The following is a 22411-nucleotide window of genomic DNA, read 5'->3' as shown; positions in this document are numbered from 1 at the left end:
AGAACCGTGGCGCAGAGCTTTCTATGCCGCGGTTTTTTGTTTGAGAATCATGGTAAGATGATTCTCCTGGCCGCGAAGCTCTTATTATTTGCAACCGGAAGGGGGCTTACAATAAAAGGGAGAGATAGGCCGAAAGTCAAAAAAAACGAATGTATGTTCGAAAAAAAGCTTGGCAAGGTCTTCAAAACACGTTATTATATATATTATAAACAACAGTGAAGGAAGTGGTCTGATTGTCAGATCGTCGTGCGGCGCTTGAGATGGCGCTTCGTCAAATAGAAAAGCAATTCGGTAAAGGTTCTGTAATGAAACTAGGCGAATCCACCCACATGCAAGTGGAAGTTGTACCTAGTGGAGCTTTGGCACTGGATATCGCATTGGGGATTGGCGGATTTCCGAAGGGACGTATTATCGAAGTATACGGACCGGAGTCTTCCGGTAAGACCACAGTTGCGCTTCATGCAATTGCAGAAGTACAAAAGCTTGGGGGACAAGCTGCATTTATTGATGCGGAGCATGCACTTGACCCGAGATATGCTAACAAGCTGGGCGTGAACATAGATGAATTGCTGCTTTCGCAGCCGGATACAGGCGAACAGGCGTTGGAAATTGCTGAAGCGCTTGTCCGCAGTGGAGCGGTAGATATCATTGTTGTTGACTCCGTGGCAGCTTTGGTGCCAAAGGCAGAGATTGAAGGCGACATGGGAGATTCTCACGTAGGTCTGCAGGCTCGTCTAATGTCTCAAGCTCTGCGGAAGCTGTCTGGTGCGATCAACAAATCGAACACCATTGCGATCTTTATTAACCAGCTTCGTGAGAAGATTGGTGTTATGTTCGGTAACCCTGAGACAACTCCTGGTGGCCGGGCTCTGAAATTCTATTCATCCGTTCGGCTTGATGTACGTCGCGTAGAGAGTATCAAGATGGGCAACGATGTTGTGGGTAACCGGACGAAAATCAAGGTTGTTAAGAACAAGGTAGCGCCTCCGTTCAAGCAGGCGGATGTTGATATTATGTACGGTGAAGGGATTTCCAAGGAAGGCAGTCTTGTGGATATCGGTACAGAGATGGATATCGTAAACAAGAGTGGTGCCTGGTATTCCTATGAAGGCGAACGTCTTGGTCAGGGACGGGAGAACGCTAAGCAGTTCCTGAAAGAACATCAGGACATCGCCCTCGTGATTGAGAACAAGATTCGTGAAGCCAGCAATCTGACGACGATTGTGGCTGCTCCAAGTGAATCTGAGATTGCAGCAGAGCAGGAAGAAGAAGAAAATCTGCTGATGGAAATCGAATAGTCTGAATTGAATATTCGCTAAGTATAGGCGCCCTGTGAACGACATAACAGGGTGTCTTTTCATAATCATAAGACGTTGAAGAAGGTATACGATAATTGCAATGAGGTGACAAGCAACATGGTTATACAACTTGATTCGGAGCCGGAAGAGCAGGGGGAGCAGGTGTTATCTGATTTTCCGGATGATGGGGTGCTTGAAATCACGCGGGTAGAGCGGCAGAAGAAGTCGGATCACCGCTACATCATTCATTTCGGCCCGTATACGATGACCGTTCATGAAGATGTCATGATTAAATACCGGATGATCACGGGCAATTCTTTTATCAAGGCTGATCTGGAGGAGATTGTAGTTGCGGATGAGCGCCAGCGCGCTTATGTAGAAGGTCTCCGCTATCTGGAGCGCAAGCCGCGAACTGCGCAGGAGATGGCCCGCCGTTTACGGCAGAAGGAAATAGGAGAGACTATTATTGCGGAAGTGGTGCAGCGGCTGCAGGAGGAACGTTTTATTGATGATCCGCTGTACGCCAAGCAGTGGGCGGAGCAGCGCCTCACGAACCAGCGCAAGGGTAAGATGTGGATTCGGCAGGAGCTGCGTGAGAAAGGAATCGATAAGTCACTGATTGCAGAAGCGCTGGAGAATATCAGCCCGGAGGACGAATTGGCGAGTGCACTCCAGACAGGACGAAAGAAGTGGAATATGATTCGCGGGGAAGTCGTCGACAAAAGGCGCAAGACGGGAGCCTTCCTTATGCGGCGCGGTTTTCCGGGAGAAATGGTGCGCCAGGTGATCAACATCTTGCTCGAAGAAGAGAATGCAGAAGGGCAAGAAGAGGATCCATACTTCATGGATTACTAGACTTGACTTTACTTAAGGGATGAGCTCTCTTGACAATGTCTTTTTATAAATAATAAAATATAACATGAATCGGCAAAAGTAAGAACCCTTTTTCCTTCCCAAAAAGGTGATTCTGTTTGCGGTTCGCATACAACTCATATGATATGTAATCGCCGGATATGGCGGGCAGTGTGCATGTGCAGCATGTGCAGTATGGCAATCGGTGAGGTTACCGGTTTTTTGTATGGTGATGAAACGGATAGTTGAACAACTGCACAAATTCCCAAGGCATACCTTGGAGGAACCAACGAGGAGGTGAACAGATGCCAACTTGGGCCTGGATCATTATCGTTCTCGTTGTAGCTGCCTTATTCTTTGGGTTCGGTTATTTTATTCGTAAATCCCTTGCAGAAGCTAAAATTTCAAGCGCTGAGAAAGAAGCCGTAGTCATCGTGGAAAACGCGAGGAAAGAGGCAGAAGCGCTGAAGAAGGAAACGGTATTGGAAGCTAAGGACGAAGTCCACAGAATCCGTACCGAGGCTGATAAAGAAACTCGTGAACGTCGGAACGAAATCCAACGACAAGAGAGACGTTTGCTGCAAAAGGAAGAATCGCTGGATAAAAAAATGGAATCGCTCGAGCGAAAAGAAGAACAAGTAGCTAACAAAGAGAAACGAATCGATGAAACCCAACAACAAATTGATGTCATTTACAAGAACCAAGTTACTGAATTGGAGCGTATTTCCAATCTGAGCATCGACGATGCAAGAAGCATTATTCTCAGCAATGTAGAACAGGAAGTTCGCCACGAAACCGCACAAATGATCAAGGAAATCGAACAGCAGGCGAAGGAAGAAGCGGATAAGAAATCCCGCGAGATCATTACGCTCGCCATTCAACGCTGTGCAGCTGATCACGTTGCGGAGACAACCGTCTCGGTTGTTACGCTGCCGAATGAAGAGATGAAGGGACGGATTATCGGTCGTGAAGGCCGCAACATCCGGGCACTGGAGACTCTCACCGGTATTGACCTCATTATTGATGATACGCCGGAAGCAGTTATTCTATCAGGATTTGATCCAATCCGTCGCGAAGTGGCCCGTACGGCACTTGAGAAGCTGGTTGCAGATGGACGTATCCATCCAGCCCGCATTGAAGAGATGGTGGAGAAATCCCGCAAAGAAGTGGACGAACGGATTCGTGAATACGGTGAGCAGGCTACCTTCGAGGTGGGTGTTCACGGCTTGCATCCAGACCTGATCAAGATTCTGGGCCGCTTGAAATTCCGTACAAGCTATGGACAGAATGTATTGAAGCACTCCATGGAGGTCGCTTATCTGACAGGGCTTATGGCCGGTGAGCTTGGGGAAGACATCGTGCTTGCAAAACGTGCCGGATTGCTCCATGATATCGGCAAAGCGCTGGATCATGAAGTAGAAGGCTCACACGTAGAAATCGGCGTCGAACTGGCGAAGAAGTACAAGGAACATCCGGTAGTTATCAACAGTATTGCGTCCCACCATGGTGACTGTGAAGCCACTTCGGTGATTGCAATGTTGGTTGGTGCGGCTGACGCTCTGTCGGCAGCAAGACCTGGCGCTCGTCGGGAAACACTGGAAACGTACATCAAGCGTCTGGAGAAACTTGAAGAAATTTCTGAATCTTTCGAAGGTGTTGAGAAATCATACGCCATTCAGGCGGGCCGTGAGGTTCGCGTAATGGTACAACCTGAGAAGATTGACGATGCGGAAGCTTTCCGTCTGGCTCGTGATATTACGAAGATGATTGAGAATGAACTGGATTATCCGGGACATATCAAAGTCACTGTAATCCGTGAGACTCGGGCGGTAGAATACGCTAAATAAGCAAATGAAGAATAGTGGCCCCCAAACGGGGCCATTTTTCTGTAAATACGAGTTTCAAACCAAGTGCAAGTCTAGGAGGAGAGTCTTATTAAAGTACTATTTATTGGTGATATCGTCGGCAATACCGGAAGAAAAGCGTTACGTGAAATGCTGCCTTCCCTGAAAAGCAAATACCAACCCCACATCATTATCGTCAACGGTGAGAATGCGGCTGCCGGCCGTGGGATAACGTCGGCTATTGCCAACGAATTCTTCAACTGGGGTGTCCACGGCATCACGATGGGTAACCATACATGGGATAACCGTGATATCTTTGAGTTTATTGATGATGAGCCCCGGCTGATTCGTCCGGCGAACTTTCCTCCCGGCACACCAGGACGTGGATATACGGTAGTAAAAGCTAACGGCAAGCAACTAGCGATTGTGAACTTGCAGGGACGCACCTTTTTGCCGGCTATCGACTGTCCGTTCCGCACGGGCGATGAGATTGTGGAAGAGCTGCGCAGACAGCACAAATGCATCCTGGTTGATTTCCATGCGGAAGCGACCTCCGAGAAGATTGCCATGGGCTATCACATGGATGGACGTGCGTCGATCGTTGTCGGGACCCATACGCATGTGCAGAGCAATGACGATGTAATTTTACCTGGGGGAACTGCGTACTTGACCGATGCAGGCATGGTTGGTTCAAGAGAAGGAATATTGGGTATGGAAAAAGAAGCGGTCCTATACAAATTCAAGACGCAGCTTCCGTCACGCTTCGTCGTGGACGAAGGGAAGTGGCAGCTGCACGGTTTATTTGCAGAACTTGACGAGGCTACTGGAGCGGCTACCAAACTGGAGAAGATCCGCATGCGCGAAGGCGATTGGATCATGGATTAAGAGGAACGGTCAAAATGTAAGATGAATCGGGCGAAAGCAACGTTTTAGGATGAAGTGTGATCTTTTTTATATCGAAAAAGAGTATCTTTTGTACCAATTTGAGTAGAAGTAGCCCGCAAAAAGAAGGAATTATTTCTTCTCCCGCGAATAACATCTACAGAGTGGAAGAACACCATCATTTTTCCCAGGGGAGGTACTTACATGGATGTATTAAAAGTATCAGCTAAATCCAATCCAAATTCCGTCGCCGGTGCATTAGCAGGTGTTCTCCGTGAACGTGGAACGGCCGAATTGCAGGCAATAGGAGCTGGAGCACTGAATCAGGCAGTGAAAGCTGTAGCCATCGCCCGGGGATTTGTGGCACCAAGCGGTGTTGATTTGATTTGCATTCCTGCCTTTACCGACATAGTTATTGATGGAGAAGATCGGACGGCGATTAAACTTATTGTTGAACCGAGATAATAGAGATTGATCTGTTTAAAGCCTGTTTACTTTGGTAAACAGGCTTTTTTGCTGCATATTTACAGATAACACCCCGGGCCTCGGCATAGAATCTGAAGGAGGCTCCATCGTCCGGAAAGTGGAGGGTGGCAGCAGAAAGTGAGGGGAATGCTGTGAGGAAAGCAGACATGAAAGTGGCAGATTTCCACTGCGATGTACTGAGTAAAATGCAGAATTTCGGCGATATTGACTTTCGGAAGGATCCGCGTCTGGATGTAACAGCCGAGCGGCTGGCAGCAGGGAATGTGAATCTGCAATGTTTTGCTATCTATTTGTCGGAGCACAGGGGGAAGCTGGGGTTTGAGCGGATATTGGGTCAGATCGATCTTTTCCGTGAAAAAGTAGTAAGGTCAGGAGGCTTGCAGTGGCTTCGCTGGAAAGAGGAAGTGGGAAGTCAGGTCCTTGGAGCGACTAGCGCAGGAATGCTCTCTGTGGAGGGCGTAGACGGTCTGGAGGGCAATCTGTTCTATGCCCAGCTTTGCTTTGAGTTAGGGGTGCGATTTCTGGGGGTCACCTGGAATTATGCTAACTGGGCTGCAGATGGGGTACTTGAGCGACGAAATGGAGGATTTACGGAAAAAGGCAGGAAGCTCGTGGAGTGGTGCAATCAAAGCGGAATGCTGCTGGATGTATCGCATCTCTCTCCATCGGGTTTCTGGGAGCTTACAGAGCTGAGCGATCGGCCGTTTATTGCCTCTCATTCCAATGCAGCGGCGATATGTGGACATCCACGCAATCTGGTTGATGAACAGATTAAAGCTCTAATTGCAATGGATGGAAGAATGGGGCTGACCTTTTTTCCGTGGTTTGTAGAAGATGGAGGGAAGGCTGGACGAGAAGACCTGCTGAAGCATATTGAACATGTATGCAGTCTTGGCGGGGAACGGATTCTGATGTTCGGCTCGGATTTTGACGGGATTGACACATGGGTGGAGGGCCTGGAGCATCCGGGAAAATACCCGGAATTTGCGGAGCTGCTGCTCCGGCATTATCCTGAAGAGCTTGTAAGCGGGTGGTTGTACGGGAACGCTATGACTTTTTTAGGAGAGAATTTGCCTTCAAAGGGGGAGCAAGCGTAGTCCAGAATTGGAATTTATTGTTTCTCTATGTGTCCAATACAAGAAATTATCTTAAAAAGTGACAAGGTTCCTTTAGGTTTTGGGTATTTAGTTGTATAATGTTCTGTGGCTTGTACAGATACTAGAGAAAATTCAAGGAGTGACTTACAATGAGCAAGACTGTACCCGTAGGTGTGTCGGCTAGACATATTCACCTTACGCAAGAGCACGTGGAGGCTTTGTTTGGCCCAGGCTACCAATTGACTGAGTTCAAACCCCTCTCCCAACCCGGCCAATTCGCTGCGAATGAAACTGTAGCGGTAATCGGCACCAAAGGCAAATTTGACAAAGTAAGAATTCTTGGACCAGCTCGTCCGGCTTCCCAATTGGAAGTGTCCCGTACTGATGCATTCGCGCTTGGCGTGAAGGCTCCTGTTCGTGAATCCGGCAATATCGAAGGCACACCGGGCATTACCCTGAAGGGCCCTGCTGGCGAAGTGGAACTGGAAACCGGCGTTATTGTGGCAGCTCGCCATATTCATTTTCATACTTCCGATGCTGAAGCTTGGGGCATCGCTGACAAGCAACTGCTGAAGGTTCGCCTTGGCGGCGAGCGCGGTCTCGTGCTGGAGAACGTAATCGCGCGTGTATCCGACAGCTTTGCACTGGATATGCACATTGATACGGACGAAGCCAATGCAGCCGGTGCCAACAATGGCGATACTGCTGAAATTGTCGACTAGTCTTAATACGTATACAGTTTGAAGAAGCGGGGGAGTAATCCTCCGCTTTTTTGGTGTTCTTTTTTACGAAAATAGTAGCCCGTGTACAATTAATCGTTATTTTTAGTTTGGTACAAGGTTTGGTATGATAGAGCGGATGGTCACAATTGAAGTTACGAGAATGGAGGGTACATAATGAAGTATGATGCCAGCAGTCCGGAGGACTATATTCGTCAACTGCCAGAGGAGCGAAAGCAGGCCATAGAGGCGCTGAGAAAAACGGTATTAGGCAATCTGCCGGAAGGCTTCCAAGAGACTATGGGCTATGACATGATCGGTTATGTCGTCCCACACAGCATCTATCCATCTGGTTATCATGCCAAGCCCGAGGAGCCCCTACCGTTTATCAGCTTAGCTTCCCAGAAGAACCATATCGCTTTTTATCATATGGGCATATATATCTTTCCCGAGGTGTTGACCTGGTTTAAGGAAGAGTATCCGAAGCATGTCCAGACCAAACTTGATATGGGAAAAAGCTGCATACGCTTCAAAAATCCAGCGGTCATTCCTTACAATCTGCTCGCGGAGCTGTGCCGCAAGATTACACTGACAGATTATCTACAAAAATATGAGGACGGATTACGTACGCTCAAGAAAAAATAAAGGCTGCCTTCAGCCGTCAGAAACGGAGCGGGCAGCCTTTCAATATGGCTGATTGCGTAACTGTTAAAACCCGGATACAAGCGCTCCGGCCTGATACGCACGAAGTTCTTCCTGCAGTCCGGTGCTGATGGACATCAGCGGAAGGCGAAGGGTATCGGAACCAATGACTCCAGTATGGCTAAGCAGCCATTTGATGGGAGCGGGATTGGATTCTTTGAATAGCAGAGAGATCAGTGGAGTCTGGCGTTCGAAGGCTTCTTTGGCCTGCTCGAGTTGTCCGGAAGCAAAATACTCGTAGATCTCGATGAATTCTGCCGGACGTACATTCGCCGAAGCCAGCATTCCGCCAGCAGCGCCGCGTCCCAGCATATCCAAGAAATGCTGATCATCGCCGCACAGAATGGGCTTGGAGCCGTATTTGGTCAGCTCGGTGACCAGCAGTGGCGAACCTGAGCAGTCTTTTAGACCAACAACATTGTCCATCTCCAGAATCGTCCGTGCTGTATCGACAGTCATGCCAACACCGGTTCTTCCGGGAATATCATAGGCCATGATCGGTACGCCAACCTCTGCAGCCTTGCGGAAATGCTCAATAATGCCTTGCTGCGAGGGACGGCTGTAATAAGGAACTACAACGAGTGCGGCATCTGCGCCCAAATGACCGGCCAGCTCTGTACGTTTTACAGTGGATGCGGTATCGTTCGTTCCAGTACCAACCATAAGCGGGATAGAGGATTGCTTTAAAAGCTCACGGGATGCATTGACCAGGAGCTGAAATTCTTCCACGGTAACCGTCGGCGATTCGCCAGTGGTTCCGTTTACAACCAGACCCTGAATATTATGCTTAATGATGTTGTTCACATAATGCTCATACGAATCCAGATCAACTTCACCGGCTGTATTGAACGGAGTGACCACGGGGACATATACTCCAAAAACCTGTTGTTCTGTAAGCATGATTATCGGCCTCCAACATTTTAGTTGCTGTAAGATTACTTTACCATGGAATAATTCATCGGTGTTATCTATAATAAATGATATGGATCATCATTATTATTGATGTTAGGGTGAGATTATGGATTTGACATACTTGAGAACATTCCGTGAAGTAGCTAAGCGTCAGAGCTTTACCCGTGCCGCCGAGGAGCTGGGTTATGCCCAGTCGAGCGTTACGATGCAGATCCAGAAGATCGAGAAGGAGTATGGTGTTCCGCTCATGGAGAGGCATGGACGCCAGCTGCGCTTGACTCCTCCGGGGGAAGAGCTGTTAAAGCTGTTTGTGGAAATGCTGGATCTGTATGATCGTTCCAAAGAAACGATTGCTCAGCAAATTGGCGGGACACTGACGATCGGAACGATAGATTCCCTGGCCGCGTTTTATTTGCCTCCTTTTCTTCAGCAGCTGCGCACCCGGTTTCCGGGATTGAACATTCATCTGCAGACACAGCAGGAAGCCAATCTGGTCAATAAAATAAAGGACGGGGAAGTTGATATCGGACTTATGCTGGACCGCAGCACGGCAGATTCCTTCCTGAACCGGACGATTATCCGGGAGGAGCCACTGGTACTAATTGCTCCCGTTGGTCATCCACTGGCCGCACTGGACAGCGTTAAGCTCAAGCATCTGAACAATTGTGAATTCATTGTTTCAGAGGAAAGCTGTATTTACCGGAGTCTGTTCGAGAATTTGCTCAAGGAGCACGGCATTGTGTTCCGCATAGGCTTCGAGCTGTCCAACCTGGAGGCGATCAAGCGCTGTGTCATGAACGGACTGGGCATTGCGCTGCTTCCACGGATTGTGGCCCAGGAGGAGATTGAGCGGGGCTATCTGGCCGAGCTGAATTTTAATCATCCTGAAATCCATTTTGATTTGCAATTGCTAATCCACCCCAAAAAATGGAAGTCTCAACCACTGCAATCTCTGATTCAGATGCTGATGCAGGATGCGGGAACGCAGGCAGCAGGGCTGTGAAAGTGATGCCAACAGAGGCCGGAAATTCAGGGTTCACCAGAGCGATACCGATGCTTATGTCTAGTAACTTAAGGTCAATAAATATAGCAAATATGCAGTAATATATTGACATCTAAATTTATTATATGGTATATAAAAAGAAGTGTTAGCACTCACTTGAGTGGAGTGCTAATTATTTGTTTATTTTGATCATATGGATTGAACTGAAAATTTTATATAAGGGGAGCGGAATGGAGGGGGGATTTTGGAACTGTAGGAGCGACAGCGTCCGCCTAAAAGCTTTCCATAGGAAAGCTAGCATCGGAAGCATTGGCTGTCTCCGGATTTTATCCGCGAATAGCGGTACAATTCCAAGAAATCTGGAGACAACAGCGGCCGGAAGTCCAAACATTTTCCGCAATGACAGCCTGAGACCTTATTAAAATCCTAAGTTTATTCCATACAGATGTTTATCCTGAAAGGAGATCAATTTATTCATGGCCAAAAAAAAGTTTAAAGCCGAATCCAAGCGCCTGCTGGAGATGATGATCAACTCCATCTATACGCAGCGGGAGATTTTTCTCAGAGAGCTGATCTCGAATGCCAGCGATGCTATTGATAAAATCTATTACAAAGCATTAGCTGACGATTCGCTGGTCTTCAATAAAGAAGATTACTATATTAAAGTGACTGCTGATAAGGCAAACAGAACGCTGACCATTACCGATACGGGTATCGGTATGACTGCGGAGGAATTGGAGAACAATCTTGGCGTTATTGCGAAGAGCGGCTCCCTGGCCTTCAAGGAAGCGAATGAAGCGAAGGACGGTCATAACATTATCGGTCAGTTCGGTGTTGGCTTCTATTCCGCCTTTATGGTTGCAGACGATGTAACGGTTATCAGTAAGGCGCTGGGCAGCAGTGAAGCGTTCAAATGGGAATCCAAAGGCGCTGACGGCTATACCATCGAACCGGCTGAGAAAGACAGTGTTGGTACCGAGATCACACTGAAGATCAAGGCGAACACCGAAGAAGATCAATATGATGAATACCTGGAAGAGTATCGTCTGAAGTCTATCATCAAGAAATACTCTGACTTCATCCGCTTCCCGATCAAGATGGATATCACCACCAGCCAGCCTAAGGCTGACAGCGAGAACGAGTTCGAGGAAATCTCCGAAGAACAAACCGTGAACAGTATGGTGCCGATCTGGCGGAAGAATAAGAACGAGCTGACGGACGAGGATTATAACAATTTCTATGCCGAGAAGCGCTACGGTTTCGACCAGCCGCTCAAGCACATTCACATCAGTGCTGACGGTGCGGTTGTCTATAACGCGATTCTGTTTATCCCGGAGAATACGCCGTTTGACTACTATACGAAGGAATATGAGAAGGGCCTGGAGCTGTACTCCAACGGCGTCCTGATCATGGACAAATGTAGCGATTTGCTGCCGGATTACTTCAGCTTCGTCAAAGGGATGGTAGATTCCGAGGATCTGTCTCTGAACATTTCCCGTGAGCTGCTGCAGCATGACCGCCAGCTGACTTTGATTGCCAAGAACATTAAGAACAAGATCAAGAGCCAGTTGCAAAGCCTGCTTAAGGACGAAAGAGAGAAATACAATCAGTTCTACAGCGCCTTTGGCAGACAGCTCAAATTCGGCGTATATAACGATTACGGCATGCACAAAGACACGCTGCAGGACCTGCTGATGTTCTACTCTTCCACTGAGAAGAAACTGGTTACACTGGACGAATACGTGACCAGAATGCCGGAAGATCAGAAATATATCTATTATGCTGCAGGTGAATCCGTAGAGCGTATCGAGAAGCTGCCACAGACCGAACTGGTTGCTGATAAAGGCTATGAAATTCTGTACTTCACCGATGATATTGATGAATTTGCGATCAAGATGATTACCTCTTATAAGGAAAAAGAATTCAGATCCGTCTCCAGCGGCGATCTTGGCATCGAGACCGATGCTGCGGACAAGCCTACCGATGCTGAAGAGAATGAGAACAAAGAGCTATTCGAAGCAATGAAGGGCATTCTGTCCGGCAAGGTTAAGGATGTCAAAGCTTCCAAACGCCTTAAGACCCACCCGGTCTGTCTCTCCACTGAAGGTGAGCTGACCATCGAGATGGAGAAAATCCTGAAATCGATGCCGAATGGTCAGGAAGTGCAAGCAGACAAGGTGCTGGAGATCAATATCAATCACGAGGTTTTCCAGTCTCTGAAGGCGGCTTCGAACAATGATAAAGAGAAGCTGAGTCTCTACACGAACCTGCTGTACAACCAAGCTCTGTTGATTGAAGGTTTGCAGGTAGGCGACCCTGTGCAGTTCACGAACGATATTTGCAAAATCATGGTGTAATTGGCGTGGCCAATTAACATCTCTATAAAGAGTGAATAACCCGTCACTGGTGTATACCAGGACGGGTTATTTGCTTTCTCTATAAGCTTAAGGCTTACCCAAAGCAGTCAATAAATTTGGCTGCCAGCGAGGAGAGATATTTGTCCTTCATCCAGATGGCAGCGACGCGGGTGCGGAGCGTCTCGCTGCGGATCTCCTTGTATAACAAGTTGCTGTTGTTCACGAGTCCAAAGGCAGATTTGGGAATAATACCGATACCCAGCCCGGCGTTGGCCCAGAGCAGTGTGGTACGGGCATCATCATTCATGCAGAAGAAGGAGGGTTCAAAGCCCTGATCAATACAGGCTTCGCGGATCAGCTGTTCGAACCGCCGATAAATGATCAGCGGCTTGTTCTGCAGCTCACCAACCTCCATGAATGCTTCACCCTCGCTCCAATCGTAGTCGGGGGTCATCACGGCGATCATAGGCTCTGCACTGCTGTATTTGCATTCCAGGTTCGTAGTGTTAAAAGGAGTGCGGACAATGCCGACCTCTACGATGCCTTTATTGAGAAGGTCTATTACCATAAAAGTGTTGCCTTCATGAATTTCAAATTTGATACCAGCATACATTTTGTGGAATTCGCGCAGTCTATCCTGAAGCAGGGTCGCGCCGGAGGAGGAGACGGTCCCAACAGTAATAGTCCCTTTCATACCTTTAGCGAAGTCATTAATCTCCCGGGTAGTGGAGTCGGCCAGCTCCAGAATCTGCTGCGCCCGGTTTCGTAGAATGATGCCTGCATCGGTGAGCTGTACGCTACGGGGACCACGTTCAAAGAGCTTGACGCCAAGCTCATCTTCAAGAAGCTTGAGCTGCTGGCTCAGAGGTGGCTGGGCCATCTGCAGCTTGCGTGCAGCTGAAGTGATTTGACCTTCCTCGGCGATAGCCAAAAAGTATTTGAGCTGCCTGATGTCCATGGGGAACCTCCAGTTGAGATATGTATATCGTATCGCACTGATACGAATCAAATATTATTAATATGAAAAAAGATATGACATAATCATAACTGGTCTTATAGAAAAATCAAATACTACTTCTTAGGTTAGGTGTGGATTCCTGTGTTCAAAATTGCTGTGTATTTAAAACCGTATCGAAAAGAAGCCATCATCGGCCCCATCTTCAAGCTGCTGGAGGCGATCCTGGAGCTGCTGCTGCCAACCTTTGTTGCCCTGATTATCAATAATGGAATCGGGCATCAGGACAGCGGATATGTGTACCGGATGGGCGGGCTGATGCTCCTGATGTCGCTCCTCGGCTTCGGCTGCTCGATGATCTGCCAGTATTATGCTGCCCGGGCCTCACAGGGTTTTGGTACCACGCTTCGCAACAAGATGTTTCGTCATATCTCGTCATTGTCTTATGCCGAACTGGATACCTTCGGGACGCCTTCGTTGATCAACCGGATCACGAATGACGTGAATCAGCTGCAACTGGCCGTTGCCATGCTGATCCGCCTGGTGATCCGGGCACCGTTTATCTGTATCGGAGCGATTATCATGTCCATGATTCTCGACTTCCGGTTGTCCCTGATTCTGCTGGCAGCCACGCCCGTATTCGGGATTATTCTATATTTGATTATCAGTCGGACATCTCCACTATATCGCCTGTATCAGAAGAAGCTGGATGCATTGGCACTGGTACTGAGCGAGAATCTGTCCGGTCTGCGTGTTATTCGCGCTTTTGCCAAGAGCCGCCAGGAGCGCGCTCGTTTTGCAGAGTCCTCCGATGATTTGACAGCTACGGCGATTCGGGTTGGACGCATCTCTGCCTGGCTGGGACCGCTCACCACATTAGTGGTGAACGCAGCGATTATAGCTATCCTCTGGGCCGGTGGCTTTCACATCGATAGCGGCCGTCTCTCACAAGGGGAGATCATTGCTTTTATCAACTATGTTACGCAGATCCTACTGGCACTGATTGTGGTCTCCAATCTGGTAATCATTTTCACCAAGGCATCGTCTTCAGCGAGCCGGATCAATGAAGTGCTGGCGGTAACTTCCTCGGTACAAGACACCGGTCTTAGCGAGCCTGCCGGTCACCGGGAGGTACCCAAGATTGCCTTTGACCAAGTGTCCTTCGGATACAGCAGTACCGGTGAGCTGGCACTGGATAATATCTCTGCGGTTATAAATAGGGGGGAGACGATTGGACTGATCGGCAGTACCGGTTCCGGGAAGTCTACCTTTGTGAATCTGATTCCCCGTTTCTATGATGCAGTGGAGGGCAGCATCACTGTGGATGGCCTGGATGTTAGAGAGTACCCGCTCTCCCGGCTGCGGGAGAAGATTGCGATTGTTCCGCAGAAAGCACTGCTATTCACGGGCACTATCGCGGATAATATCCGCTGGGGTAATGAAGGGGCAACGGAAGAGGAGATCCTGCGGGCAGCCGAAGTAGCCCAGGCGGCTGAATTTATTCACAAGCTGCCGGAAGGACTGAATACCAAGGTGTCCAGAGGAGGAATGAATCTGTCCGGCGGACAGAAACAGCGTCTGACTATCGCACGCGCTGTCATCCGTAAGCCACAGGTTCTGATACTGGATGACTCATCTAGCGCGCTTGATTTTGCCACAGATGCAGCACTGCGCAAGGCGCTAAAAGAATACAGCCGGGAAATGACCGTGCTTGTGGTGTCCCAACGGGTAAGCACGGTACGGCAATCGGATAAAATTATCGTATTTGAGGAGGGGCGGATTGCCGGCATCGGAAGTCATGAAGAACTGATGGACAGCTGTGCAGAGTATAAAGAAATCTGCCTGTCCCAGTTATCGAGTGAGGAGTCTGGATAATGAAAAGAAATAATACGTGGAAGAGACTCATCGTCTATACATCCCAGTACCGAAGCCTGATGATTCTCGCGGTCATCTGTGCCATTCTAAGCGTAGTGGCCAGTTTAATTGGACCGCTCCTGATCGGTAAGGCAATTGACTTTATGATCGGTCCGGGAAAAGTTGATTTTTCGGCCGTTCTGCGCCTGCTGCTCATTCTCGGTGCTATTTATCTCGTCGGCAGTCTCTTTGGATGGTTGCTTACGGCGCTGATGAACCGGATCGCTTACCGGACTATCAATGATATGCGGCGTGAGCTGTTTGACAAGCTGAACATCTTGCCGCTGAAATTTCATGATAATCATCCGCAAGGTGATAGCATCAGCCGTTTTGTCAACGACATGGATGCTGTCTCGGACGGGTTGCAGCAAGGCTTTTCTACCCTTCTGACCGGTGTGGTTACGATTGCGGGAGCGATAGGGCTGATGCTCTACATCAGTCCGCTCATGACCCTGGTGGTGCTCTTGTCCGCTCCGGCTTCGTATTTTGCAGCGCATTTTATTACGACCCGTTCGCAGCAGATGTTCCGGGATCAGGCTAAAATTCTTGGTGGGCTGAACGGTTATGTGGAAGAGCTGGTCGGCGGGCAGAAGGTTGTTCAAGCTTATCAGTATGAAGAGCGTGCTTTTGCAGCGTTTGCTGAGCAGAATGAAGCGCTGTACCAGACAGGTGTAAAATCGCAGTTCTATGGTTCACTATCGAATCCAACGACCCGACTGGTAAACAATCTGACATTCTCGGTCATTGCGATGATCGGCAGTGTCATGGTCATTATGAACCACCTGACAGTAGGGGATCTCTCCAGTTTCTTGATCTATTCGAACCTGTTCGCTAAGCCGTTCAACGAAATCACTGGAGTGATTACACAATTGCAAGCAGCGACGGCCTCGGCACAGCGTATCTTCGCGATAATGGATTTAGCACCGGAAAAACCGGATGCCGAAGGGGCTGTGGAGCTGCAAACCAGCCAGGGAACGATCACGTTCGATCAAGTGCGTTTTGCTTATGATCCGGAGCGGCCACTCATTACCGGGTTCAGCCTGGAAGTGAAGCCGGGAACCCGGGTGGCGATTGTAGGGCAGACGGGAGCGGGGAAGACGACGCTGGTCAACCTGCTGATGCGCTTCTATGATGTCGATAGCGGGACCATCGCGATTGACGGAGTAGACATTAACACCATCACCCGGGACAGCCTGCGCCGCAATTTCGGGATGGTGCTGCAGGAGACTTGGTTGTTCGGTGGGACCATCCGCGAGAATATCGCGTATGGCAAGCCCGAGGCCAGTTATGAAGAGGTGGTTGCTGCGGCCAAGGCTGCCAATGCACATGGCTTCATCAGGCGTCTGCCGGAAGGGTATGATACCCGGATCAGTGGCTCCGGGGACAATCTGTCACAGGGTCAGAAGCAGTTGCTGACGATTGCCCGGGTCATGCTGGTGGATCCGCCAATGCTGATTCTGGATGAGGCGACCAGCAGTATTGACACCCTGACAGAGGTACGGATTCAGAAAGCGTTCCTGAAGATGATTGCCGGGCGTACCAGCTTTGTGATCGCCCACCGCTTGTCAACGATCCGTGAGTCCGATCTCATCCTCTACATGAAGGACGGCGATATCGTGGAGAGCGGAACTCATGATGAGCTGCTGGTGAGCGGAGGCTATTACGCCCGCTTGTACAACAGTCAATTTGCCGCTGTGTAGTGTCGTGATTGCCTAATGTTAAAAAGCGTCCACTCCCTAATGAAATACCGGGAGCGGACGCTTTTATGTTCTCTTAGGAGTCTCAGCTCCATTCGGTTACGGATTTCAGCTCTTTCAGTTCTTTTAGATTTTTACGGTATTCGTTGGGGCTGCAGCCGTTGTCCATCTTAAACAGCTTGGAGAAATGTGAATAGTTCGAATATCCGACCTTGCTGGCGATGGTGTAAACCGATTGCCGGGTGGTTTCCAGCAGATGCTTAGCAGCCGCCAGTCGGGTCTGGATGATATAGTTGCCGAGTGAGATCCCTGTCTCCTTCTTGAAGAGCCGGGCCAGATAATCCGGGTTGAGATAGACAATCTCTGCGAGGCTGTTCCGTGTCAGATCATTACCGCAATGTGTTTTGATGTAATGAGTGATTTCTTCTACGACTGACTTAGGCTGCTCGGCAAAATTGCGGTATTCCGCTGCTGTGTTGACTAGATAACCGATATATTGCTGCATATCCTCAATTGAATTCAGGGAATGTATGAACAGTTGGTCCCCGGCTCTGCCCATGTAGAGCTTATGTGCTTCGATCTCCTTGCTCTTGAGATGAGCGTATACGAGCTGTACAATGTCCAGCCGCAGCAAGCTGAGCACCGAGGTGTTGACGATTTGGCCCTGAATCAGCTCGTGCAGATAGCTTAAGGTCAGCTCCAGAAACGCAGTGTAATTATTCTCATTCAGCAGCTGCTCTAGCAGGATCAGATCGGGCGGGTTATAAATTGCTTCGGATTTGCGGTAGTGCTCCAGCAGAAAGGTCTGGTTACGGTGCTTGATCATTTCCTCATTCATCACCAGCAATTCCTGAATTTCCTTGCGGATCGCCCCGAGCGTCAGGGATTTGCCAATGTTGCAGCAGGCGTCGCATTTCAGGAATTTGTTGGCCTGGGCAATGAAGACGGAGCAGTGGCCTTCGAGCATTCCAGGGTCAGGACTACTGTTCCATTTTAGAATAATCATCCAGTTACAATCCTTGATCTCTGTAATTGCTTCCACTTGAAAGAGGGGATGCTGGTACAATTCATGCATCACATTTAACAGCGCATAGTCGAACAGGTTCTTGTCTTCTTTGCCCAGACTTCGATCATAGGGAAACAGATTAACCAGAACGGGAAGGAATAGATCACAGGGCTGATAAGGAAGGTTCTGCTCAGCTAGATAAGGGGCAAGATTGGCAGGGTCCGCCGGAAAAGATTTACCAGTGATCAGCCTGCGCCAGCTGTGCTCAATCATCTTGCTTCTGTTTTTCTGCCACAGCACGCCTTCACGGATCGCTTTTTCGTTATTTTGCTGCTCCTTAGCCTTGGCAACAGCCTTATGGATAATCAGGGTAAGCTTGTCGAACTCAATCGGCTTCAGGAAATAATCGAAGCTTTGCAGTTCTATCGCTTTCTGCGCATAATTGAAGTCAGCATAATTGGTCAGGAATATCGTCTGGATGCTGTACTGCTCGGAACGAATCCATGCAAGCAGCTCCAGCCCACTTCCCTGAGGCATTTCGATATCACAGATCAGAATATGCACCGGATGCTGAAGCAGGATTTCACGTGCTTGTGCTACATTGTAAGCGGTATAAATATGATCAATAGACAAAGCGGACCAATCAATCCTTTTCTCCAGTGCCGTAATTACAAAATAATCATCATCCACAAGCAAAGCATTCATCGGCAAATTCCCTCCTCGTCAGCTTCATGTCTGTGGTACTTTGGGAAGCAGTATGGTTACGCAAGCCCCGCCGCTCAGCATATTGGAGAAATGAACCTCCGCCTGCCGCCCATACAGCAGCTCCAGTCTTTGCTGGGTATTCGTGATCCCGATCCGGTGTCCATCGGTTTGATCTAGTAGGTCTCCCCGCGACAGCTTCTCCAGGATTTCCGGCGGAAAGCCCGGCCCGGTATCGGTGATCCGGATACAAGCCTTGTCACCTGCTTCCACATTAAAAGGGGTAAACACCGACAGCCTGATTTGCAGCTCCTGATCTCTTGAGACTGCATACTTTACGGAATTCTCAATGAAGGTCTGAAGCACCAGGGGCGGAATCTGCAGTCCTTCCATACTCACAGGACGTTCGATATGATAAGAGAATGCATTCCGGTAACGAGACTTTTGAATATCCAGATAGATTCGCACGTGCTCGATTTCATCCTCCAGCCGGACGAAATTTTCTCCGCTCTGAAAAATGTACCTAAAATACTTAGATGTAGCCATCGACATTTCTTCAATTTCTTCATACATTTGAATTTGGGCCATGCTGTAAATGCTGGTCAGACAATTCAGGAAAAAATGGGGTTTGATTTGCATTTTCATGTAATCGAGCCGAATCTTCTGCTTCTCGAGCTCCTGTTCATACATCTCGATTTTGAACTTTTTTAGCTGATCCACAAGCTGCTTGAACTGTCCATTAGCCTGCTCGAGCTCGATGATGGTGCTACTCTCGAAATCAGCCGGTTCGCCCTCCGCATTGATGCGGCCCAAATTCTCTGAGAAGCTCTGGATGGGGCTTAGCACCTTGCGCATGAACAGTATCATTACAGCGCTCAGAGTGAAGATCAGCAGGAAAAACAGGACAAGAATCAGTAGCTGGGCAATCATGATTTTCTCAAAGGTGCCGAATTTAATGACCATCTTGACGCTTAATGAGGCGTTGGCAAAATCGCTGATCACCGTAGTCCGGGATTGGATCAGGTCAAGAAAGGATGGCTTAGACTCTTCCTGCAAGGTTGGTTCCTGACCTTTTTCATAGTCTGGTCCCGAAACGATCGTGCCATGTTTATAGACTAGGGAGGCATAGCCGTCGGCACCCAGGTTCATTTGCTGTAGAGGAGCAATCAGGTCATTCGCGGAGATGAGCCCCACCAGGTAGCGGTCATGATACGGTACAAAGCTAATAATGAAATACTTGCCATTGGCGAGAATAGGGGTCCACTTCGCATAGAACTTGTCGTAAACCCCTTTGTTCTCGGTCAAAGAGATAATTTGCCTTTTGACTTCCAGATAGTCGCTGTAGGAGAGGGTCATCGGCGCGCAGTTTAGAAAGAAGTTATGGTTCTCCAGATAGAAGAAAAAGTTATACCCCTGACCGTAGTTTCTTTGCAGCTCCGCAAAACGCATACGCAGCTTCTCGTTCGCCTCCCGGAAGTCAATGCTTTCCACGGGGGAGTTACTCATAGTCTTGATGTTATCATCATTGGCTAAAGCCCAACCCATAAAGTGACTGATGTAGTTAAAGTCATAGTTAATGCGGTTGATATAGAGCTCAGCGGTGTCTTGCAGATACCGGGTGGACTGCTGTTTGACTATGGAGATGGAGGCAATGCTGATCGCGAGGTCCACAACTAATGCGATGAAGGAAATGACGAGCATAATTCGTACGTAATATTTGATGGAATACGGCTTGCTCGGTTTGTGTTTTGCCATAGGCCAGGGGCGCGGTCCTTTCTGGATCCATAGTAATGAATGCGTTTTATATGGTAATAAACACATTATAAGTCTTTCATTTTAAAAAAACATGGCTAAAAATACGCTTTTGACAGCAAAGTCCGGAAAGAACATGGAAAAGTCTGGATTTCAATATGCTTTTGTCATGCGGCAGGGGAGGGATAAATTTTGGAGGGAATATGGAGCTGGAAATGTCCGAATAGCGGTGCTATGAGGTCCGATATTGTTGCACTGGGACCGTTATACTGAAGATGTTCAATCGATTGAGCAGCGTGAGCGGAGGAAAGCTTAGGCCACATCTTTTGGGGAAGGGAATGGATTCATATGTCATCCGGTCAATTCAGTACAGGACGGACATGGGCACAAATCAGGCGTAACTGGGGGCTCTATGTACTGCTTTTTCCCGCTGTAATACTGACCCTGCTGTTCGCCTACAAGCCGATGTACGGGGTTCTCATTGCATTTAAGGATTACAGTCCGGCTTCTGGAATAGGAGGCAGTCCTTGGGCGGGGCTCAAATACTTTGAGAAGTTCTTCAACTCCTATCAATTTTCTGCAACCCTGAAGAACACGCTGGTGATCAGCCTTTACAGCATGGTGACTTTCCCGATTCCAATCATGCTGGCATTGATGGTTAACCAGATGCGGCCGAACCGGTTCAGACGTTTTTTTCAAACGGTATCTTACATGCCACACTTCATCTCGACGGTCGTTATGGTGGGCTTGATGCTAATCTTGTTCTCTCCTAGCACGGGCTTGGTCGGCAATCTCTACAATCTGTTTGGTGGAGATCCTCCCGATCTGATGGGTTCGTCTGCCTTGTTCAGCAGTGTGTATGTCTGGTCCGATGTGTGGCAGCATGTCGGCTGGGACAGCATTATTTTCATCGCTGCACTGTCTGCGGTGGATCCGAGCTTATATGAAGCTGCAACCGTGGATGGAGCCAGCCGCTGGCACAAAATCCGGTACATCGACATTCCCATGCTAATGCCAACGGCGGTGACGCTACTGATCCTGCGGGTCGGCGGACTACTGGGTGTCGGATTCGAAAAGGTGTACCTGATGCAGAACGATCTGAACTTACCATCCAGCGAGATTCTATCTACCTATGTTTATAAAATAGGGCTGCTAAGCAGCCAGTACAGCTTCTCGTCGGCAATCAATCTGTTCAATACCATCATCAACTTTATTCTGCTGATCATTGTGAACCAGATCTCCAAGAAAGTTAGTGAAAACAGTCTATGGTAGGAAGGGGGTGCACAAATGAGCGAATTGGAACCTGTAATCCAGCAGCGTCGGAGCATCAGAAACCGCTCTTCCGATTGGGTCATGGAGTTTGGCGTTTACATTGTTGCCGTGTTGTTCCTTGTAATGCTGATCTACCCGCTGTATTTTATTGTAATCGCTTCATTTAGTGATCCGTCCGCCGTGGCAAACGGCAAGGTATGGCTCTTTCCCAGCGGTTTCACACTGGATGGGTATAAGGAGCTGCTGAAGCATGACAACATCTGGATCGGCTATAGAAATACTATCCTGTACACAGTAGTCGGCACGGCGATCGGGTTAGTTGTTAATGTCTCAGCGGCGTATGCGCTATCTCGCAGAGACCTTGTCGGACGCAAGTTTCTGTCTCTGTTCTTCATCTTTACGATGTTCTTCAACGGCGGGCTGATTCCGACCTTTCTGACGATTCGGGATTTCCATTTGTATGACACGTTTCTTGTGATGGTATTGCCCTTTTCCGTAGTCGTGTTCAATATCATCGTAGCCAGGACCTTCTTCCAATCCAGCATTCCCGGTGATTTATGGGAGGCGGCCCAGATCGACGGTTGTGGCAACCTCCGGTACTTTACTCTGGTAGTACTGCCGCTGTCCAAAGCAATCATAGCCGTGCTGGCACTCTGGATTGCCGTAGGGTATTGGAATTCCTTTTTTAACGCGCTGATCTATCTGAAGAATCCGAATCTGTATCCGCTGCAGTTGATCCTGCGCAACATTCTCATCACCAACCAAATGCAGTCGGGAATAGGAACCGGTGAAGCTGCGCAAATTGCCCTGCGACTCGCCAGCATGATGCGCTATTCCGTCATTATTGTAGCTACGGTACCAATTATGTGCATTTATCCATTTGTGCAAAAGTACTTTAACCAGGGGGTGATGATCGGCGCCGTGAAGGAGTAGACAAGAACTTCTTATAACAATGAAACGG

Annotated in this window: 18 protein-coding genes; 14 read left to right on the top strand and 4 right to left on the bottom strand. The window is 48.6% G+C overall.

Annotated elements, in window-relative coordinates; translation table 11 throughout:
- Positions 1 to 233: 233 nt before the first annotated feature.
- The 8 genes from recA (at position 234) to ACFRAM_RS02035 (ending at position 7823) form a co-directional block, all read left to right on the top strand.
- Positions 234 to 1298 carry a recombinase RecA gene (gene recA, locus ACFRAM_RS02070; RefSeq protein WP_175371887.1) on the top strand — a complete coding sequence of 355 codons (1065 nt, stop codon included), beginning with the start codon at positions 234 to 236 and terminating at the stop codon, positions 1296 to 1298.
- A gap of 117 nt (positions 1299 to 1415) precedes the next feature.
- Complete coding sequence (locus ACFRAM_RS02065) at positions 1416 to 2153, top strand: regulatory protein RecX (RefSeq protein WP_379464335.1); 738 nt, start codon at positions 1416 to 1418, stop codon at positions 2151 to 2153.
- A gap of 302 nt (positions 2154 to 2455) precedes the next feature.
- Positions 2456 to 3997, top strand: a complete 1542-nt coding sequence (gene rny / locus ACFRAM_RS02060) for a ribonuclease Y (protein WP_175371885.1) — start codon at positions 2456 to 2458, stop codon at positions 3995 to 3997.
- An 87-nt stretch (positions 3998 to 4084) separates the two neighbouring features.
- Positions 4085 to 4879 carry a TIGR00282 family metallophosphoesterase gene (locus ACFRAM_RS02055; protein ID WP_175371982.1) on the top strand — a complete coding sequence of 265 codons (795 nt, stop codon included), beginning with the start codon at positions 4085 to 4087 and terminating at the stop codon, positions 4877 to 4879.
- Positions 4880 to 5080: 201 nt separating this feature from the next.
- Positions 5081 to 5341 carry a stage V sporulation protein S gene (locus ACFRAM_RS02050; protein WP_036656334.1) on the top strand — a complete coding sequence of 87 codons (261 nt, stop codon included), beginning with the start codon at positions 5081 to 5083 and terminating at the stop codon, positions 5339 to 5341.
- Positions 5342 to 5508: 167 nt separating this feature from the next.
- Positions 5509 to 6459 carry a dipeptidase gene (locus ACFRAM_RS02045; protein ID WP_379464334.1) on the top strand — a complete coding sequence of 317 codons (951 nt, stop codon included), beginning with the start codon at positions 5509 to 5511 and terminating at the stop codon, positions 6457 to 6459.
- Positions 6460 to 6608: 149 nt separating this feature from the next.
- Positions 6609 to 7181 (top strand): phosphate propanoyltransferase, encoded by a 573-nt coding sequence (pduL, locus tag ACFRAM_RS02040; RefSeq protein ID WP_066361969.1) that lies wholly within the window; start codon positions 6609 to 6611, stop codon positions 7179 to 7181.
- Positions 7182 to 7355: 174 nt separating this feature from the next.
- Positions 7356 to 7823 (top strand): DUF1801 domain-containing protein, encoded by a 468-nt coding sequence (locus ACFRAM_RS02035; protein ID WP_379464333.1) that lies wholly within the window; start codon positions 7356 to 7358, stop codon positions 7821 to 7823.
- A 63-nt stretch (positions 7824 to 7886) separates the two neighbouring features.
- Here the strand turns inward: ACFRAM_RS02035 and dapA are convergent, their stop codons facing one another.
- Positions 7887 to 8780 carry a 4-hydroxy-tetrahydrodipicolinate synthase gene (gene dapA, locus ACFRAM_RS02030; protein ID WP_379464332.1) on the bottom strand — a complete coding sequence of 298 codons (894 nt, stop codon included), beginning with the start codon at positions 8778 to 8780 and terminating at the stop codon, positions 7887 to 7889.
- A gap of 118 nt (positions 8781 to 8898) precedes the next feature.
- Here dapA and ACFRAM_RS02025 point away from each other — a divergent pair, with 118 nt between their 5' ends.
- Entirely contained in the window at positions 8899 to 9795 is an 897-nt protein-coding gene (locus tag ACFRAM_RS02025; protein ID WP_175371882.1) for a LysR family transcriptional regulator, read from the top strand.
- Positions 9796 to 10271: 476 nt separating this feature from the next.
- Positions 10272 to 12152: a molecular chaperone HtpG gene (htpG, locus tag ACFRAM_RS02020; protein WP_379464331.1), complete on the top strand. Its 1881-nt coding sequence runs from the start codon at positions 10272 to 10274 to the stop codon at positions 12150 to 12152.
- Between the two features lie 94 nt (positions 12153 to 12246).
- Here the strand turns inward: htpG and ACFRAM_RS02015 are convergent, their stop codons facing one another.
- Positions 12247 to 13110 carry a LysR family transcriptional regulator gene (locus ACFRAM_RS02015; RefSeq protein WP_379464330.1) on the bottom strand — a complete coding sequence of 288 codons (864 nt, stop codon included), beginning with the start codon at positions 13108 to 13110 and terminating at the stop codon, positions 12247 to 12249.
- Positions 13111 to 13251: 141 nt separating this feature from the next.
- Between ACFRAM_RS02015 and ACFRAM_RS02010 the strand changes: the two genes are divergently transcribed.
- Both ACFRAM_RS02010 and ACFRAM_RS02005 read left to right on the top strand, forming a co-directional pair.
- Positions 13252 to 14982 carry an ABC transporter ATP-binding protein gene (locus ACFRAM_RS02010; RefSeq protein ID WP_379464329.1) on the top strand — a complete coding sequence of 577 codons (1731 nt, stop codon included), beginning with the start codon at positions 13252 to 13254 and terminating at the stop codon, positions 14980 to 14982.
- Positions 14982 to 16721, top strand: a complete 1740-nt coding sequence (locus tag ACFRAM_RS02005; protein WP_379464328.1) for an ABC transporter ATP-binding protein — start codon at positions 14982 to 14984, stop codon at positions 16719 to 16721. Before ACFRAM_RS02010 ends, ACFRAM_RS02005 begins: the two co-directional genes overlap by 1 nt.
- 82 nt (positions 16722 to 16803) lie before the next feature.
- On the opposite strand, the gene ACFRAM_RS02000 is transcribed toward ACFRAM_RS02005, so the two are convergent.
- Together ACFRAM_RS02000 and ACFRAM_RS01995 are read right to left on the bottom strand one after the other, a co-directional pair.
- Positions 16804 to 18429: a response regulator transcription factor gene (locus ACFRAM_RS02000; protein WP_379464327.1), complete on the bottom strand. Its 1626-nt coding sequence runs from the start codon at positions 18427 to 18429 to the stop codon at positions 16804 to 16806.
- A 24-nt stretch (positions 18430 to 18453) separates the two neighbouring features.
- A complete protein-coding gene (locus ACFRAM_RS01995) occupies positions 18454 to 20181 on the bottom strand; it encodes a sensor histidine kinase (protein WP_379464326.1) in 1728 nt (575 codons plus the stop codon).
- A 345-nt stretch (positions 20182 to 20526) separates the two neighbouring features.
- Between ACFRAM_RS01995 and ACFRAM_RS01990 the strand changes: the two genes are divergently transcribed.
- A complete protein-coding gene (locus ACFRAM_RS01990) occupies positions 20527 to 21450 on the top strand; it encodes an ABC transporter permease (RefSeq protein ID WP_379464325.1) in 924 nt (307 codons plus the stop codon).
- Between the two features lie 15 nt (positions 21451 to 21465).
- Positions 21466 to 22383, top strand: coding sequence for a carbohydrate ABC transporter permease (locus tag ACFRAM_RS01985; RefSeq protein ID WP_379464324.1), 918 nt, complete (start codon positions 21466 to 21468; stop codon positions 22381 to 22383).
- Positions 22384 to 22411: the final 28 nt, after the last annotated feature.

This window comes from Paenibacillus sp. NPDC056722, assembly GCF_042790635.1.
Taxonomy (GTDB): Bacteria; Bacillota; Bacilli; order Paenibacillales; family Paenibacillaceae; genus Paenibacillus_AQ; species Paenibacillus_AQ agri.
This window is presented reverse-complemented; position numbering and strand designations above follow the sequence as displayed.

Coding starts and splice junctions, on each gene's coding strand:
- ACFRAM_RS02065 (WP_379464335.1), top strand. CDS start 1,416: ATGGTTATACAACTTGATTCGGAGCCGGAAGAGCAGGGGGAGCAGGTG.
- rny (WP_175371885.1), top strand. CDS start 2,456: ATGCCAACTTGGGCCTGGATCATTATCGTTCTCGTTGTAGCTGCCTTA.
- ACFRAM_RS02050 (WP_036656334.1), top strand. CDS start 5,081: ATGGATGTATTAAAAGTATCAGCTAAATCCAATCCAAATTCCGTCGCC.
- ACFRAM_RS02045 (WP_379464334.1), top strand. CDS start 5,509: ATGAAAGTGGCAGATTTCCACTGCGATGTACTGAGTAAAATGCAGAAT.
- pduL (WP_066361969.1), top strand. CDS start 6,609: ATGAGCAAGACTGTACCCGTAGGTGTGTCGGCTAGACATATTCACCTT.
- ACFRAM_RS02035 (WP_379464333.1), top strand. CDS start 7,356: ATGAAGTATGATGCCAGCAGTCCGGAGGACTATATTCGTCAACTGCCA.
- dapA (WP_379464332.1), bottom strand. CDS start 8,780: ATGCTTACAGAACAACAGGTTTTTGGAGTATATGTCCCCGTGGTCACT.
- ACFRAM_RS02025 (WP_175371882.1), top strand. CDS start 8,899: ATGGATTTGACATACTTGAGAACATTCCGTGAAGTAGCTAAGCGTCAG.
- htpG (WP_379464331.1), top strand. CDS start 10,272: ATGGCCAAAAAAAAGTTTAAAGCCGAATCCAAGCGCCTGCTGGAGATG.
- ACFRAM_RS02015 (WP_379464330.1), bottom strand. CDS start 13,110: ATGGACATCAGGCAGCTCAAATACTTTTTGGCTATCGCCGAGGAAGGT.
- ACFRAM_RS02005 (WP_379464328.1), top strand. CDS start 14,982: ATGAAAAGAAATAATACGTGGAAGAGACTCATCGTCTATACATCCCAG.
- ACFRAM_RS02000 (WP_379464327.1), bottom strand. CDS start 18,429: ATGAATGCTTTGCTTGTGGATGATGATTATTTTGTAATTACGGCACTG.
- ACFRAM_RS01995 (WP_379464326.1), bottom strand. CDS start 20,181: ATGGCAAAACACAAACCGAGCAAGCCGTATTCCATCAAATATTACGTA.
- ACFRAM_RS01990 (WP_379464325.1), top strand. CDS start 20,527: ATGTCATCCGGTCAATTCAGTACAGGACGGACATGGGCACAAATCAGG.
- ACFRAM_RS01985 (WP_379464324.1), top strand. CDS start 21,466: ATGAGCGAATTGGAACCTGTAATCCAGCAGCGTCGGAGCATCAGAAAC.